The organism is Candidatus Enterococcus wittei (assembly GCF_002140175.1).
Taxonomy (GTDB): domain Bacteria; phylum Bacillota; class Bacilli; order Lactobacillales; family Enterococcaceae; genus Enterococcus_B; species Enterococcus_B wittei.
Genome location: NZ_NGMO01000001.1, coordinates 720,504 through 735,603, shown reverse-complemented (window position 1 = coordinate 735,603; position 15,100 = coordinate 720,504). Strand labels below are relative to the sequence as shown.

Sequence of the window (15,100 nt, the reverse complement as noted above, 5' to 3'; positions counted from 1 at the left end):
GATTTTTTGTCTTACTACTCAGGTCAAAACCCAACTCTCACGACCTTGATAGACGGTGTTCCATCAGCTGATTCTCGGCACTAAGTCAAAATCTCAAAAAAAATGAAAAGCTATTTTTCTGAGATTCTTCCTTACTGCTCGAATCAAGGCGCTGCTGTCACGACCTTGGTAAACGGTGTTCAAAAGCCAACTCTTTCAATAGTAAGTCAAAAAACGAAAAAATAGAAGAAGCTATTTTCTCGTTTTTTTTTCTTACTACTCAGAGCTGGACGGCTTTTTCACGACCTTATCTTGAAACGCGTTTTCTCATGGCTTTTTTACGGTTTTCTTCGATCATGGCTTCTTTTTCATCGATTGGATCGATGACTGTTTTTTTGACAGAAGCAACTACGCCTGCGACTGCTGCTACAGTTGCTAAGCTTCCTACTAAAATCCCAGATACAAATTTCTTCATAATTCTCCACCTCGTTTATTAGTTGTTGTCTTTATTATGAAACAAAATGATGAAAAAGGCTAGTCTTACGATTAATTGTAATCCTTTTCAATAAATCTGTTGAAAATATTTAGTAAATGTTTTATTATAAATTTACTAAATAAAATGGAAAGAAGGAACTTGATCTGTAAAGTGACTATTTTCTTATCGTTTCTTTTGTTACAATAAATAACAGATATAATCATTCGAGTAAAGGAGTCTTATTATGACAATTTTAGTACTAGGCGGGGCAGGTTATATTGGTTCTCACGCTGTTGACCAATTGATTGAAAAAGGCTATGAAGTAGCGGTTGTTGATAATTTATTGACTGGACATAAACAAGCGATTCATCCGAAAGCACATTTTTACGAAGGGGACATCCGGGACAAAGCGTTTTTAAGTTCGGTATTTGAACAAGAATCCATTGAGGGTGTCTTACACTTTGCTGCGAGTTCACTGGTAGGAGAATCGGTAGAAAAGCCGTTGAAATATTTCAATAATAATGTCTATGGTATGCAGATCCTATTAGAAGTGATGCATGAATACAACGTGAAGAATATTGTATTTTCTTCTACTGCAGCGACTTATGGCGAACCAGAAGTGTCACCGATTACGGAAGAGACACCGACGAATCCGAAAAATCCATATGGTGAAAGTAAATTGACAATGGAAAAAATGATGAAATGGTGCGACAAAGCTTATGGGATGCGCTATGTAGCGCTTCGTTATTTCAATGTGGCAGGAGCAAAATCAGATGCCTCGATTGGGGAAGATCATACACCAGAAACTCATTTAGTGCCGATTATTTTACAAGTTGCATTGGGTCAACGAGAGGCATTAGCTATTTTTGGAGATGATTACAATACTCCAGATGGGACATGTATCAGAGATTATGTACAAGTAGAAGATTTAATTGCGGCGCACATTTTAGCCTTAGAATATTTACAAGCTGGTAATGAAAGCAACTTCTTCAATTTAGGCAGCAGTAAAGGCTATTCTGTGAAAGAAATGCTAGAAGCAGCAAGAGAAGTGACTGGACGTGAGATCCCTGCTAAAGTAGTGCCGCGACGTGAAGGTGATCCAAGTCGTTTAGTAGCTTCCAGTGAAAAGGCACGAACTGTTCTTGGTTGGGAGCCTCGCTATACGGATATCAATGAAATCATTAAAACAGCTTGGGCATGGCATGAGAGTCATCCTAATGGCTATGAGAAGTAGGTGAGCACAATGTCGATCAGCCAAACAGTGAATGATTTTGTGACTCTAGCGATTGCGGCTGGTGGTTGGATGGAGATGGACCGTGTCTATCTCAGAAATCGTCTAGTAGCAATGCTTGGGGAAGATGCAGTAGAAGCGACAGAAGCTCGACCAGTTGAAGAAACATCGGTGGAACTGATGGATCGTTTAGTGTTGCATGCTCAAAAGAATGGTGTGATTTCCGATATTCCTGCACAACGTGAAATTTTCGAAGCGCAACTGATGGATTTCTTAACACCACCACCTTCTGTCGTCAATGCTTTTTTTGCACAACACTATTCTAAAAGCCCAGAAGAAGCAACAGATTATTTCTATCAATTGAGTCGTAATAATGACTATATAAAAACACGAGCTATTGCTAAAAACGTTCATTATACTTACCCATCTAAATATGGAGAATTGGAAATCACGATCAACCTTTCTAAACCAGAAAAAGATCCTAAGCAGATCGCTGCCGAAAGACAAGCGGTTCAAGTGGATTATCCAACCTGTATGTTATGTATGGAAAATGAAGGCTATCAAGGGCGGTTGAACTATCCAGCACGAACAAATCACCGAATCATTCGGATGAACTTAGATGGTGAAAGTTGGGGTTTCCAATACTCTCCTTATGCTTATTACAATGAACATTCGATTATTTTATCGGAAGAACACCGACCTATGCGTATCACTAAAGAAACATTTAACAGATTATTGAAAATCACAGAAGTCTTACCACATTATTTTGTAGGTTCAAATGCGGATTTGCCGATCGTAGGTGGATCGATCCTATCTCATGATCATTATCAGGCAGGAAGACACGAATTTCCGATGGCTAAAGCACCGATGGAAAAACTGATCAAACTAACTGAATACCCACAAGTGATTGCTGGAATCGTCAAATGGCCAATGTCAGTGATCCGTCTGCAGTCACCAAATAAGGAGCTTCTTGTAAAAGCTGCTACGGCTGTCTTAGAAAAGTGGCAGAATTATTCAGATGAATCTGTTTTCATTTCTGCTTTTTCAAATGATGGTACACCTCATCATACGATTACACCGATTGCCAGAAGGCGTGATGATTATTTCGAGCTAGATCTAGTCCTGCGAGACAACAACGTCTCTGAAAAACATCCAGAAGGGATCTTCCACCCACATCGGGATATCCAGCATATCAAAAAAGAAAACATAGGCTTGATTGAAGTCATGGGATTAGCCGTACTGCCACCACGTTTGAAATCAGAATTAGAAGAAGTTAAACATTATTTGCTTGGAAAAGAAAATCAAATAGCCGAGTATCATCGTGAATGGGCAGAAGAATTGAAACAAGCCAATCCTGAAATCACTGAAGAAACAGCAACGCCGATTATCAATGAAGCTGTGGGTAAAGTGTTTGCACGAGTGCTTGAAGATGCCGGCGTGTTTAAACGAGATGAAGAAGGACAAGCCGCATTTTTACGTTTTACTGAAACTTTGTAAAAGAGTGCTTATCTTATAAATAGGAGGAGAGACGAATGGCCACGATCAAAGACATTGCCCAGTTGGCAGGTGTTTCTCCTGCCACTGTCTCCAGAGTGTTGAATTATGATGGCACCTTATCCGTTGGGTTAGAAACCAAACAAAAAGTGTTCGAAGCCGCAGAACATCTGAATTACACGAAACATCATAAGAATTATTCCTCTGAAAAAAAAACGATCAAACTGATCCAATGGTACAATACCGAAGAAGAGTTAGAAGATCTCTATTATTTGTCGATCCGATTAGGGATAGAGAAAAGGGCAGAAGAAAATAAGATTCTTTTAATCAAGGAAACTTGGGACTCCATTAGTGAACAAACGGCAGACGGAACGATTGCGCTAGGAAAATTTGATGATGGACAGCTGCAAGAACTAAAAGAGACACAAGCAAATCTTCTGTTAGTAGATTCTGATGGAACGAACTTAGGGATCGATTCCCTCGTGATCGATTTTCAATCAGGTATCCGCAAAGTCTTGGATTATTTTTCCACTGAAAATGCCAGACGAATTGTGATGTTAGCTGGAAGAGAATATACGAAAAAAAATCGGACTCGTGTCATCGATCCACGAATCTTTTCTTTTCAACAATTACTAGCTGAAAAAGAAACGTTATCTGGTCGGATCATTGAGGCGGATTTCTCTGTGGAGGCGGGATACCAAGCAGTACGAACACTTTTAGAAGAAGAGGTACCGGATGCCTTGTTTGCTGCCAATGATGCATTAGCCATAGGCGTACTAAAGGCAATCAAAGAAAAAGGGTTGAATGTACCTGATGACATCTCAGTCATCGGTTTCAATGATATTAGTGTGGCGAAGTATGTCTCTCCAGCTCTGTCTACAGTCAAAGTATATACCGAATGGATGGGAGAATTAGCTGTAGAAACGCTGAGCCAAATGTTAAAAATGGCTTCCCCTGTCTCCAGAAAAATTACGATCGAAACCGAACTGATCCTTAGAGAATCGACGAAAAAGAAGAAAGAATAAAGAGAAATACAAATTTCTTGAAAATGGAAAAGTGATTGGTTGTGTCGGAGCAACCAATCACTTTTTCGTACCCTTTTTTTCTTTAAAGTATGCTACAATGTATAACGATATCGGATTATGGAAAGGAACAGATAGATGATTACTTTAGGTATAGATACAGCCAATCAACCCTTAGCGATTGGCGTAGTAGAAGATCATACGGTGTTAGGACAAATCCAAATCAATAAAAAGAAAAATCACAGTCTTACATTAATGCCAGCATTGGATCAGCTATTTGCCTCGATCCAATTAAAGCCATCAGAAATCGACCGTATCGCTGTGTCAAGCGGACCGGGATCATATACAGGACTAAGAATCGGTGTCACGACCGCTAAAACACTAGCGGATACGCTGAATAAAGAATTGGTTGGTGTATCAAGTTTGGCTGCAATTGCAGCTAATTGTGTAGGAATCGATGCGATCATTGTGCCTATTTTTGATGCGAGAAGAAAGAATGTTTATGCTGGAGCTTATCGACACAAAGGGCAATTTCTTGAAACGGTTCTTGATGATCTACATATCGCATTCTCTGATTTGATCAAACGGTTGGCAGAGTTCGATGAACCAATTTTTTTTGTTGGCAGTGATTGCCAAAAATTTGCAGAGGAAATCAGTGAAGGATTACCACAAGCAATAATCAATCCGAATGCTTCATGGGACTTGCCCAGTGGGAGCGTGATCGCAGAGCTAGGTGCAAGAATGGAACCAGTGACAGATATTCAAGCCTTTCTCCCACGCTATCTTAAAAGGGTAGAAGCAGAAGAAAAATGGTTGGAGACTCATTCGCCAGGAGAAGAAAGCTATGTTGAAAAAATTTAAAGCGACGGTAAAAGCCTATATCAGAACCTTGGTACAAGCAAGAGCAGATTACCCTGAAAAAATCATCATGATCTCTGATAAGACCTATCAGTTGAGAGAGTTGACAGTGGAAGATATCAAGGCGTTATTGAGTTTGGAACGGGAAGTTTACCAAGGGGAATTACCTTGGACGAAGAGTGCTTTTTTATCAGAGCTGACTTCTCCGTTTCTAACCTTATATTTAGGAGCTTTTGATCAAGCCAACCTCATTGGATTTGTTGGCTCACGGATTTTGGGTTTGGATTGTCATCTGACAAATATTGCGGTCAATCCTACCTATCAACGACAGCATATTGGCACCTACTTGATCAATGAAATTGAAGAATTTGCACAAACTAATCAATGTGAGACGCTCTCTTTAGAAGTGCGGATAGGAAATCAAGAAGCCCAACGACTTTATCGGAATCTAGGATTCCAATCTAGAAAAGTCAAAAAAGGGTATTATACTGAAACAAATGAAGATGCCTTAGATATGGTCAAAATTATAGAAAACGAGTGAATAAAGTGATTTATCAAAAAAACGACTTCAATGAAGAAGAATTAGCTCTTCGTCTATGGGAATTAAGTAAAGAAGCGTATCAATATGGTTCACCTTGGACGAAAGAACAATATCTAGAAGACCTTAAACAACCGCAAACTGTGTATTTGTTATTGATTGAAGATTCAGAATTGAAAGCATTTATTGGGTATACGAAAGTGATCGATGAAGTTGAAATAACTAATCTAGCCGTTGCATCTACTGAACAACATAAAGGATACGGGCGACAATTACTTCGTGAATTGCTCAATGAGGAGAAAGAAAAGGGAACGTATAGTGTCTTTTTAGAAGTGCGGGTATCGAATGAAGCCGCAAAAAGACTCTATACCTCAGAAAAATTCCGGACATTAGGTCGCCGGAAGTCCTATTATCATGATCCAGTAGAAGATGCGGTCATCATGTGTACAAAGTTAAAAACGGAGACGATAAAATGAATGAAGAAAACAAGCCAGAATTAATTCTAGCAATCGAATCAAGCTGTGATGAAACAAGTGTGGCTGTGGTGAAAGAGGGTCATGAGATCCTCTCCAACATCGTCGCTTCACAAATCAACAGTCACAAACGATTTGGCGGTGTCGTACCTGAAGTGGCGAGTCGACATCATGTGGAACAAATCACTTTGTGTATCAACGAAGCATTAGAAGAAGCCAAAGTTACCACTGATCAGCTATCCGCAGTTGCTGTGACTTATGGTCCAGGTCTCGTTGGCTCCCTACTGATCGGTATTTCAGCAGCCAAAGCCTTTGCTTGGGCCAATGATTTACCTTTGATCCCAGTCAATCACATGGCCGGCCATATTTATGCGGCTCGTTATGTGCAACCATTTAAGTTTCCATTGATGGCTTTACTTGTCAGTGGTGGGCATACAGAACTCGTCTATATGGAAGAAGATGGTTCATATGAGATCATCGGGGAAACAAGAGACGATGCAGCAGGTGAAGCTTACGACAAAGTAGGACGTGTATTGGGGTTGAGCTATCCTAGTGGAAAGGAAATCGATCAATTGGCTCACCAAGGAAAGGATATTTATGATTTTCCTCGTGCCATGATCCACGAACCCAATTATGACTTTAGTTTCAGTGGTTTGAAAAGTGCATTCATCAATTTGGTGCATAATGCGCAACAACGAGAGGAAAGCTTAGATAAGGCTGATCTGGCCGCTAGTTTCCAAGCAAGTGTCATCGAAGTCTTAGTTACAAAAACCTTGCGAGCATGTAAAGCTTATCCCATTAAACAATTGATCGTAGCGGGAGGGGTCGCAGCGAATCAAGGATTACGAGAAAAATTAGCTGAAACGTTGAATCAAGAGTTGCCTGAAGTTGAATTGATTATTCCCCCTTTACGACTTTGTGGGGATAATGCTGCCATGATCGGTGCAGCTGCACATATCGAATGGCAAAAAGGACATGTGGCAGATTACCGGTTAAATGCCGAACCAGGAGCAACATTGGCTTGATTTTAGTTATGTTAAAAAGCAATAAAGAATATGTGAATTTCCATATTGAATGTAGGATAGATAGAATCATGTGATTTATGAAATAATAGGAATAAATATTGAGAATTTTCCTAGACATTTGATACGATTTGTGTCTTGATATTCCAAGAAGGTTCAAGCTAAAATAAATTTTTGAAACCGGGTTCTATAAATTGTCTCACGCAAATCTATATGATAGTATTAAATTTGTAGAAAATAAAAATAAACCGTTATTTTCTACATAGGTGTTATGGAAGCGTAAAATTCTTCCTATTATAATATAGCAAAGGAGGTCGAATGAATGAAAAAGTTTGTCAGTTCTATAATTGTACTTTTCACTGTTTTATTGTTTACTGTACCAGTCGATGCTGCTGGAGCGATCAATGCGAATGAGCAACGGATCCTTGACTTGTTGAACGAACCAGTACGTATCCAGGATAAAGAATTTACTGTTCCTGCTACGTATATCACACAAGCCGAAAATCATTTGAAACAAAATGATTTAACCGATGCACAAGTGGATATTGCTGTTTCTGGTATCGAAAACGTACGTAATCTATTAAGTGCAGTAACAATCGATATGTCAGGAGTGAATACGCTGGATGATTTAATCCGTGCGTTGCCACGAGATGTTATTCTACAGATCCAACAAGAAGTGACGCGAGTTGCTGATGCGTTGGGTTTGGTGGTTTTAAGTTGGAATTTAAGTGATATTCAAATCGGTATGAAAAATGCTGATGGGTCAACGTCACTAGCTTTCAGTACGAACTCACCAGTGAAACAAACAGGTGCTAACTTTGCCTCAAGTGCAATTGCCATTGCTTCATTACTATTAGTCGCAGCAGGTGCGGTCGTAGTAGGAAGAAAAACGAAAATTGCATAAAAAGCGCAAGCTGCTGAAAAGATTAGGGGCAATGCTTTTTGTCCCTATCTTTTTTTTAGCAGTTGGTTATTCTCTCATGTACGTGATTGGGCGACCTGTCATTCACTTTGCAACATCTTCCTTAAATCTATTCTTATTGTCAGATGTGCCATCATTTGACACGAAAGAGCAGACATTTGAAGCAATCAATGATCAAGATGTTGAAAAAGATAAAAACAATGAATTAGCTTCTAGTAAGATCACTTACCCTCGAGGTGGAGAACGTTACGGAGAAATCATTGTGGATGCTTTGAAATTGAATGTGCCTTTGTATTTTGGAGATACCGATGAGATATTAAGAAAAGGTGCCGGACAATATATGGGTTCCGTTTACATAGGTGAAGTGGGAACTACATTAGTCGGTGGCCATAATGTAGATGGTTTCGGTAAACTAAGTGGGATTCAAACGAATGATATCGTGACTGCAAATACGACCTATGCAAATTACCAATACCAAGTCAAAGAAACGGTTATTCGTCACAAAGATGATCCAGAAATCAATCAATTGATCAGTCAAAGAGACAAACCACTCTTACTTCTCTACACTTGCTATCCTGTTGATAGTTTAGGAATGACGGATGAACGGCTTTTCGTTATCTGTGAGCTGGTTGAAGGTCCGTTGATCAATCCTAATAAATAGGAGGGAACTATGAGTAAGCAAAAATTTATGCAAAAGGCATCACGCTGGGTGCTGACATTCATTTGTTCACTCAGCTTATTTGCCGGTATGACTTTGCTCGTTTTAAAAACCACTTTGTTCAATCAACAATTCATGGAAGAAGCGATGCAAGAGTCAAATTATGTTGAAACGATTACGACAGAAATCAATGAAAGAATCAGCGATCTTGGAAGAGGAAGTAACATTCCTGCAGAAGTATTAGCTGACACGGTACCAAGGGCATATGTCCAAAAAAATGTTTCGCACTATATTCGAAGTATCTATACAGATATACCGTTTTTAATTGAAGGAACAGAGGAAGTCAAAGAAAAGATCCAGCAAAAAGTCGAAGATTATGCGAAAGAAAAAAATTATGAGATTACTGCGCAAACGCAACAATCCATCGATAATTTGAAAAATTCTGCCGCACAGTCTTTCAGTGATTACATCGAGATCCCGTACCTTTTAGTGTATGGAAAACAAGTGATGGGCTATTCAAAAACATTGACTTTGATGATCTTTTTTTCGTTGACGGTTACTGCCTTGATGATTATTGCACTTATTGCGATTGATACTCGCTTCTTCCACCGTGCGTTACGCTATTTAAGTTACGCAATTGGTGGCGCCGGATTAATGCTTTTAGCATTACCGCTTTTTGTATACCTATCTAAAATGATTGAGCGTATCGGTATCAATTCAAAATCGCTTTATCATTTTCTAACAACTTATCTCACCGATTTTATTGTTACATTCATCCAGTGGGGGATCGTACTGCTCGTTGGTAGTTTGATCGTCTGGCTTTTAAGCGAAATGCTTCGAAGACGTAAAGTCAAAAAAAGATACTAAAATAGAAAGTGGAGAAAAAATGGAAGAAACGATTAGTTTAGGAGAATTATTTGGCATTGTACGGAAGCGATGGTTACTCATCTTAGCGACGATGCTTGCAGGCTTTGCGATCGCTGCTGGGTTGACGTTCTTTTTGATCACCCCAAAATATAGTGCATCAGCAGAGTTGATCGTTCAGTCAAAAGCTGAAAACACGAATACCAATCTACAAGATGTGAACGCCAATGTCATGTTGATCAATACCTACAAAGACATGATCTTGGGAGATGTCGTCATCAATGATGTCCAAAAACAACTTGAACAAGAACATGCCCAAAGTTTGACAAAGGGTCAATTGAAAGAAATCATCAGCGTGGAACAATCCCAAAACTCACAGATGTTCCAGATCGTAGCTACGGCAGATAATCCAGATCATGCGGCTGATATTGCCAATGTCACTGCTCAAACGTTCCAGTCAAAAGCAACAGATGTACTGAATGTCAATAAAGTGACAATTACTTCAACCGCTCAAAGCAATCCTGTACCTGTTTCACCTAACAATAAATTGAACGTTTTGATCGGTGGGTTGATCGGATTGATGATTGGTGTCGGACTTGCTTTTTTATTGGAATTGTTGGACAAAACCGTCAAAGATGAACGTTTCGTCACAGAAGAGTTAGGCTTACCAATTCTTGGAGAAGTGAATGAGATGACGAAGAAAGAACTTGAAAACGGCCGGATGTTTCAAACAATACCGACAGAGACAATTGAAACAAATGAAGCAAGAGAAAGCCGTCGTTCACGAAAACGTGTATAAGGAGAAGTTGCATGAAAAAGAAAAATACAATTTTACCTGTTTCCCTTTTAAGTATCACTGATAAAAATGCCATGGTTTCCGAACAATACCGAACCATTCGTTCCAACATCCAATTTGCTTCCGTTGATCAAGAACTAAAGACAATGGTCGTCACTTCTTCAGGTCCTGGTGAAGGAAAGTCCACCACTGCGGCCAATTTAGCGGTTGTTTTTGCCAATAGTGGCAAACGAGTATTGATCGTGGATGCTGATCTACGTAAGCCAAGTGTTGCATTGACGTTCCAATTACCTAATGTCAATGGTCTAAGTAATTATATTGGCGATCGAGGAGGTCAAGCAGAAAACTATTACTCCCCAAGTGCTGTGGAAAATCTCTGGGTCATGACAAGTGGACCAAAACCACCGAATCCTTCCGAAATGTTAGATTCTAAACGAATGGAAGAGATCATTGCTGAGTTAGCCGCAAAGTTTGATCTAGTAATCTTCGACTTGCCACCGATTGCGACTGTGACAGATGCGCAGATCTTAGCAGCAAAAACCGATGGGACACTCTTAGTAGTTAGAGAGAGAAAAACCATCAAATATGAGTTATTGAAAGCAAAAGAGTTATTGACGATTGCACAAGCAAGAATCCTAGGTGTTGTCTACAACGGGGCAAAGGCTAATGCAGATGTCAATTATTATTATTATTAGTAAGGAAGTGACCGAAAATGATTGATTTACATTGTCATATTTTACCGGGGGTCGATGACGGGGCGAAAACGCTCGCTGATTCGATCGCCATGGCCAAAGAAGCCGTTCGACAAGGAATCACTCATATTTTGTGCACCCCCCATCATAACCAACGTTATACCAATGAGAAAACAGATGTTATAAAATCAGTCGAAGCCTTGCAAAAAGAATTCGATGCCCGCAATATTCCTTTAACGTTATTTGAAGGTCAAGAAGTAAGAATCAAGCGAGAACTGATTGATGAAATCAAACAGGATAAGATCTTGTTTGCTGACGTCACAGATCGCTACTTGTTGGCAGAACTTCCCACTCGTAACATTCCTGATTACACCGAAAGTTTATTTTTTGAGCTACGTAAAATGGGTATCATTCCAATTATCGTACATCCAGAAAGAAATCTCGGATTTCAAGAAGAACCCAATTTGTTACTCCCTTATTTGAATATGGGATGTTTGGCTCAGTTAACAGCACCTAGTTTAGTTGGTATCTATGGAAAACAAGTGAAAAAACTGAGTGAAAAATTGATTGAACATAATCTTGTCCAAATGATCGCTTCAGATGCCCATAGTCGGAAAGACCGAGATTTCTATATGGCTAAAGCGTATAAGACTGTCGAAAAGAAATTTGGCCAACAAAAGATCGAAATGATGGATCAAGTCACTAGAGACGTGGTCAACGGAGTAAAGATCACCGCAAAAGATTATGGGCCGATCGTATAAAAGTTATTTAGGGGGCAAAAGTGTTGTTTGAGCTTACAAGAAAAAGAAAAGTAATGATATTGGTGTTGGTAGATAGTCTATTACTAGCAATCTCTAACTTCCTCAGTTATATCTTCATGGATCCGTATGTTGGGATTGCGAACAATTATTTAGTATTAAGTATGTTATGTTCGATTATATTGTATTTAGGTTATGGGTCTATTTTCAAAACATTCACACGGATCAATCGCTATACGAACCTAAATGAAATGTCTGCGATCTTTGCTGCGGTAAGCTGTTCCTTTTTTTCTAGTTTTTTGTTTTTGTACTTATTTTTACAACAGATCAGTCTGCGCTTAGAAATCCTGACCTATGTCATGTCATTATTCTTGATCATTGGTAGTCGCTTAGGCTGGCGGATCTATATTGAGCATAAAGAACATCCTCGGGGGAGAATACCAAATAAAAATCGTACACTGATCATTGGTGCCGGTGAAGGTGGCCGGATTTTATATAATAGTTTGATTAGTTCCAAAGCAATCAATGACATTGAAGTAGTTGGTTTTATCGATGATGATCCCAATAAATACAAGACCTACTTATCTGGTTTGAAAATATTAGGTAATACCAATGATTTACCTGAATTGATCGATCAATTGAATATTGATGTGGTCACAATCGCCATTCCTTCCTTGCCAAGTAAGAGAATCCGTGAGATTTTTCATCTGATCGAAAATAAAGAAGTAAAGATGAATACCATTCCTTCTGTTGAAGAAATCGTTTCAGGGAAAATCAGCGTTTCTCGGTTAAAAGAAATCGATGTAGTCGATCTTTTAGGCAGAGAAGAAGTCCAGTTAGACTTAGAAAAAATCAAAGATCAGCTTTCAGAAAAAGTGATTCTTGTCACAGGAGCAGGTGGTTCCATTGGTTCTGAAATCTGTCGCCAAGTCCTTTCATTTTCACCAAAAAAACTTCTCCTCGTTGGTCATGGGGAGAACTCCATTTATTTGATCCATCGTGAATTGACGATAAAAAATTCCAATAGTCACACTGAAATCATTCCAATTATCGCCGATATCCAAGACCGTAAAAAAATCTTTCGCTTGATGCAAGAATATCAGCCAGACATCGTTTACCATGCCGCAGCGCATAAACATGTACCACTGATGGAATACAATCCTAGAGAAGCAGTTAAAAATAATGTCTATGGCACAAAAAATGTGGCAGAAGCAGCCAAAGCAGCTAACGTAAAAAACTTCGTGATGGTTTCAACTGATAAAGCCAATAATCCACCAAATGTGATGGGATCAACAAAACGTATCGCTGAAATGATCGTCACAGGATTAAATGAAGAAGGACATACTAAGTTTTCTGCTGTGCGTTTTGGCAATGTCTTAGGCTCACGAGGAAGTGTCATCCCTGTATTTAGAGAGCAGATCGCCAATGGAGGTCCAGTCACAATAACCGATTTTCGGATGACACGTTACTTCATGACGATCCCCGAAGCAAGTCGTCTGGTCGTTCAAGCAGGTGCCTTAGCAAAAGGTGGGGAAATCTTTGTTCTAGACATGTGTGAACCAGTAAGAATTGTTGATCTGGCGAAGAACATGATCCGTTTAAGTGGATACTCAGAAGACGAGATCGAGATTGTCGAAACAGGGATCCGTCCTGGAGAAAAACTGTACGAAGAATTACTGTTAGACAAAGAAAAAAATAATGAAGCGGTCTATGAAAAGATCTTTGTTGGAAACATCAAAGGTTACCCACTTCAGCAAGTCATGGACTTTGTTCATGCGTTACCTGAAGACGACCATGAATTAGCAAAAGAAATCGTTGCCTTTGCGAAAGCTTCGAGTAAATAGGGGGAGTAAATTGTACAAAGATTGGTTAAAAAGAGGGTTGGATTTTTTATTATCTTTAGTTGGAGTTATTTTACTATCACCGATTTTTTTGCTTTTGTGTATCTTGATCAAATTAGATTCAAAAGGACCTGTGATCTTTAAGCAAAAGCGGGTTGGGAAAAACAAGTCATATTTTAATATTTATAAATTTCGCACAATGAAAATAGATACACCAAAAGAGATACCTACACATTTATTATCTAATCCGGATTTCTACATTACACGAGTGGGGAAATTTCTGAGAAAAACAAGTTTAGATGAACTACCTCAATTATTTAATATTTTAAAAGGTGATATGGCAATTATCGGTCCTAGACCAGCTCTTTGGAACCAGTATGATCTTATTGAAGAACGTGATAAATACAAGGCTAATGATATTCGTCCTGGATTGACTGGCTTAGCACAAATTAGTGGTAGGGATGAGTTAGAAATTAAAGATAAATCAAAGCTAGATGGTGAATACACAGCACATATCACATTTTGGATGGATGTAAAATGCTTTGTTCTGACGATTGTCTCTGTATTTAAAAGTGATGGAGTAGTTGAAGGTGGTACTGGGGCAGTGAAGAAGGAGGATGACAAATGAAAAAAATCCTGATTACTGGAGAACATAGTTATATTGGAACCTCATTTAAAAAATGGATGATGCAGTTTGGTGAAGCTTATCAGATTGATAGTATAAGTGTAAGAGGAAAAGAGTGGCGAAAACATGATTTTTCTTCTTATGATACGGTTGTTCATTTAGCAGCAATAGTCCATAAAAAAGATGTATCTTCGGAACTCTATTTTAAGATAAATCGAGATTTAGCAGTTGAAATTGCTAAAAAATCCCAAAAAGAAAAAGTTAAGCAATTTATTTTTTTTAGTACAATGGCTGTTTATGGATTAGAAGAGGGCATAATAACAAAAAAAACAATTCCTCATCCTATCAATAATTATGGTAAATCTAAACTAGAAGCGGAAAATTTAATACGGACATTAAATACTTCAAAATTTAAGGTTCTTATTATAAGGCCACCAATGATTTACGGACCACATGCGGTAGGTAATTATGCAAAACTTTCAAAATTAGCAAAAGTGATTCCTTTTTTTCCTAAAGTTAATAATAAGAGGAGTATGCTGTATATAAAAAATTTAAATGCATTTATAAAATTGGGAATTGATTTTGATCTATCAGGTACTTTTCACCCGCAAAATGAAAAATTAGTTGATACTTCAGAAATGGTAGTAGCAATTGCCAGAATATCTAATAAAAAGATTCACCTAATATCAGGTTTTAGTAAAATGATAACCATATTAGGGAAAAATATCAGCCTATTTAAGAAAATTTTTGGAAATTTATTTTATGATGAATCTGTGGTTGGATATCCAGGTTCTACATATGATGAAGTTTGTTTAGAATATCAAGAGAAAGACTTTATTGAAAGTATAGAGG

At 38.5% G+C, this 15,100-nt stretch carries 17 protein-coding genes; 16 read left to right on the top strand and 1 reads right to left on the bottom strand.

Annotation, left to right across the window (positions count from 1 at the left end):
- Positions 1-286 precede the first annotated feature (286 nt).
- Positions 287-454 carry a DUF3042 family protein gene (locus A5844_RS02830; RefSeq protein ID WP_086283728.1) on the bottom strand — a complete coding sequence of 56 codons (168 nt, stop codon included), beginning with the start codon at positions 452-454 and terminating at the stop codon, positions 287-289.
- Positions 455-698: 244 nt separating this feature from the next.
- Here A5844_RS02830 and galE point away from each other — a divergent pair, with 244 nt between their 5' ends.
- From galE to A5844_RS02750, 16 genes are all read left to right on the top strand, one after another.
- Entirely contained in the window at positions 699-1,688 is a 990-nt protein-coding gene (gene galE, locus A5844_RS02825) for a UDP-glucose 4-epimerase GalE (RefSeq protein WP_086283726.1), read from the top strand.
- 9 nt (positions 1,689-1,697) lie between these two features.
- Complete coding sequence (galT, locus tag A5844_RS02820; RefSeq protein ID WP_086283724.1) at positions 1,698-3,182, top strand: UDP-glucose--hexose-1-phosphate uridylyltransferase; 1,485 nt, start codon at positions 1,698-1,700, stop codon at positions 3,180-3,182.
- A gap of 35 nt (positions 3,183-3,217) precedes the next feature.
- Complete coding sequence (locus tag A5844_RS02815) at positions 3,218-4,204, top strand: LacI family DNA-binding transcriptional regulator (protein WP_086283721.1); 987 nt, start codon at positions 3,218-3,220, stop codon at positions 4,202-4,204.
- A 135-nt stretch (positions 4,205-4,339) separates the two neighbouring features.
- Complete coding sequence (gene tsaB / locus A5844_RS02810; RefSeq protein ID WP_086283719.1) at positions 4,340-5,062, top strand: tRNA (adenosine(37)-N6)-threonylcarbamoyltransferase complex dimerization subunit type 1 TsaB; 723 nt, start codon at positions 4,340-4,342, stop codon at positions 5,060-5,062.
- On the top strand, positions 5,046-5,600 hold the full coding sequence (gene rimI, locus A5844_RS02805; protein ID WP_086283717.1) for a ribosomal protein S18-alanine N-acetyltransferase: 555 nt from the start codon (positions 5,046-5,048) through the stop codon (positions 5,598-5,600). Before tsaB ends, rimI (A5844_RS02805) begins: the two co-directional genes overlap by 17 nt.
- A 5-nt stretch (positions 5,601-5,605) precedes the next feature.
- Entirely contained in the window at positions 5,606-6,073 is a 468-nt protein-coding gene (gene rimI, locus A5844_RS02800) for a ribosomal protein S18-alanine N-acetyltransferase (RefSeq protein WP_086284073.1), read from the top strand.
- A complete protein-coding gene (gene tsaD, locus A5844_RS02795; RefSeq protein WP_086283715.1) occupies positions 6,070-7,095 on the top strand; it encodes a tRNA (adenosine(37)-N6)-threonylcarbamoyltransferase complex transferase subunit TsaD in 1,026 nt (341 codons plus the stop codon). Before rimI (A5844_RS02800) ends, tsaD begins: the two co-directional genes overlap by 4 nt.
- Positions 7,096-7,414: 319 nt before the next feature.
- Complete coding sequence (locus A5844_RS02790) at positions 7,415-7,996, top strand: hypothetical protein (RefSeq protein WP_086283713.1); 582 nt, start codon at positions 7,415-7,417, stop codon at positions 7,994-7,996.
- Complete coding sequence (locus tag A5844_RS02785) at positions 7,989-8,675, top strand: class D sortase (RefSeq protein WP_502488979.1); 687 nt, start codon at positions 7,989-7,991, stop codon at positions 8,673-8,675. The genes A5844_RS02790 and A5844_RS02785 overlap by 8 nt, the downstream gene beginning before the upstream one ends.
- Positions 8,676-8,684: 9 nt before the next feature.
- Entirely contained in the window at positions 8,685-9,539 is an 855-nt protein-coding gene (locus A5844_RS02780) for a hypothetical protein (protein WP_086283711.1), read from the top strand.
- A 19-nt stretch (positions 9,540-9,558) separates the two neighbouring features.
- Complete coding sequence (locus tag A5844_RS02775; RefSeq protein ID WP_086283709.1) at positions 9,559-10,335, top strand: YveK family protein; 777 nt, start codon at positions 9,559-9,561, stop codon at positions 10,333-10,335.
- 11 nt (positions 10,336-10,346) lie between these two features.
- Entirely contained in the window at positions 10,347-11,027 is a 681-nt protein-coding gene (locus A5844_RS02770; protein ID WP_086283707.1) for a CpsD/CapB family tyrosine-protein kinase, read from the top strand.
- Between the two features lie 17 nt (positions 11,028-11,044).
- Positions 11,045-11,785 (top strand): tyrosine-protein phosphatase, encoded by a 741-nt coding sequence (locus A5844_RS02765; protein WP_086283705.1) that lies wholly within the window; start codon positions 11,045-11,047, stop codon positions 11,783-11,785.
- A 23-nt stretch (positions 11,786-11,808) separates the two neighbouring features.
- On the top strand, positions 11,809-13,626 hold the full coding sequence (locus A5844_RS02760; protein WP_086283703.1) for a polysaccharide biosynthesis protein: 1,818 nt from the start codon (positions 11,809-11,811) through the stop codon (positions 13,624-13,626).
- 10 nt (positions 13,627-13,636) lie between these two features.
- Entirely contained in the window at positions 13,637-14,251 is a 615-nt protein-coding gene (locus tag A5844_RS02755) for a sugar transferase (RefSeq protein ID WP_086283701.1), read from the top strand.
- The coding region (locus A5844_RS02750) for an NAD-dependent epimerase/dehydratase family protein (protein ID WP_086283699.1) at positions 14,248-15,100 on the top strand (853 nt) is incomplete at its 3' end. The genes A5844_RS02755 and A5844_RS02750, both read left to right, overlap by 4 nt.

Excerpts from the sequence above, each read along its gene's own strand:
- A5844_RS02830 (WP_086283728.1), bottom strand. The coding sequence starts at position 454 with ATGAAGAAATTTGTATCTGGGATTTTAGTAGGAAGCTTAGCAACTGTA.
- galE (WP_086283726.1), top strand. The coding sequence starts at position 699 with ATGACAATTTTAGTACTAGGCGGGGCAGGTTATATTGGTTCTCACGCT.
- galT (WP_086283724.1), top strand. The coding sequence starts at position 1,698 with ATGTCGATCAGCCAAACAGTGAATGATTTTGTGACTCTAGCGATTGCG.
- A5844_RS02815 (WP_086283721.1), top strand. The coding sequence starts at position 3,218 with ATGGCCACGATCAAAGACATTGCCCAGTTGGCAGGTGTTTCTCCTGCC.
- tsaB (WP_086283719.1), top strand. The coding sequence starts at position 4,340 with ATGATTACTTTAGGTATAGATACAGCCAATCAACCCTTAGCGATTGGC.
- rimI (WP_086283717.1), top strand. The coding sequence starts at position 5,046 with ATGTTGAAAAAATTTAAAGCGACGGTAAAAGCCTATATCAGAACCTTG.
- tsaD (WP_086283715.1), top strand. The coding sequence starts at position 6,070 with ATGAATGAAGAAAACAAGCCAGAATTAATTCTAGCAATCGAATCAAGC.
- A5844_RS02790 (WP_086283713.1), top strand. The coding sequence starts at position 7,415 with ATGAAAAAGTTTGTCAGTTCTATAATTGTACTTTTCACTGTTTTATTG.
- A5844_RS02780 (WP_086283711.1), top strand. The coding sequence starts at position 8,685 with ATGAGTAAGCAAAAATTTATGCAAAAGGCATCACGCTGGGTGCTGACA.
- A5844_RS02775 (WP_086283709.1), top strand. The coding sequence starts at position 9,559 with ATGGAAGAAACGATTAGTTTAGGAGAATTATTTGGCATTGTACGGAAG.
- A5844_RS02770 (WP_086283707.1), top strand. The coding sequence starts at position 10,347 with ATGAAAAAGAAAAATACAATTTTACCTGTTTCCCTTTTAAGTATCACT.
- A5844_RS02765 (WP_086283705.1), top strand. The coding sequence starts at position 11,045 with ATGATTGATTTACATTGTCATATTTTACCGGGGGTCGATGACGGGGCG.